The sequence below is a fragment of the Myxococcus llanfairpwllgwyngyllgogerychwyrndrobwllllantysiliogogogochensis genome (assembly GCF_006636215.1).
In the GTDB taxonomy this organism is placed as follows: Bacteria; Myxococcota; Myxococcia; order Myxococcales; family Myxococcaceae; genus Myxococcus; species Myxococcus llanfairpwllgwyngyllgogerychwyrndrobwllllantysiliogogogochensis.
In genome coordinates, this window is record NZ_VIFM01000967.1 from 1 (window position 1) to 394 (window position 394).

General features: G+C 53.6%; 1 protein-coding gene. It reads right to left on the reverse strand.

Annotated elements, in window-relative coordinates:
• Positions 1-394, reverse strand: a 394-nt coding sequence (locus FJV41_RS56480; protein ID WP_141649697.1) for a helix-turn-helix domain-containing protein, incomplete at both ends; no start/stop codon positions are given.

The window sequence follows — 394 nt, forward strand, 5'->3', positions numbered from 1 at the left end:
CGTCTTAGCGGTGCTTTGCAACACCAAATCCGACAGGCGCAGTTCATACTTCATCGGATAGCCGTAATAGACCTGTTCCGGAAGAGAAAAAAAACGAGCCAGAGGTAGGCTCTCTCCGTCCGGGTGAAACTTTTTCAACAGCTTTGCCGTGTCCCAGTGCGCCGCGCAACGGTATTCACGTGGCGAGAGCGAAAAGCGCTTCTTAAACTCCCGGGAAAAGGTCTGCGGCGAGTCATAGCTTAACTGCCAGGCAATAGCGGCGATCGGTTGTCGTGTTAAGCGCAGACTGACCGCTGCGATGGTCAACCGCCGCAGACGAATATACTGCCCGATGGGTAACTGGCCATACTGGTAAAACACGTCGTACACAAACCGACGCGAATAGCCCATATAC